The 255-nt window shown below is 42.4% G+C and carries 1 rRNA gene; it reads right to left on the reverse strand.

What is annotated here, in order from left to right:
• Positions 1-61: ribosomal RNA gene (gene rrf / locus ACSLUR_RS19175) — 5S ribosomal RNA — on the reverse strand; the annotation flags it as partial.
• Positions 62-255 lie beyond the last annotated feature (194 nt).

Consider the following 255-nt stretch of genomic DNA (forward strand, 5'->3'; position numbering starts at 1 on the left):
TGCATTTCACTTCTGAGTTCGGCATGGGGTCAGGTGGTTCTACAACGCTATTGTCGCTAGGCGAAACTGTTATTTACCTGCTGCTTGAGCAAGTAAATTTAATTCGGAATGCTATATATATCGCTTTAATTCAAGTCGTACTCATGTACGTGATGTTTTGTCAGTCAAAACCATTTGGGTGTTGTATGGTTAAGCCTCACGGGCAATTAGTATCAGTTAGCTCAAGGCCTCACAACCCTTACACACCTGACCTAT

The organism is Thalassotalea montiporae, assembly GCF_053485855.1.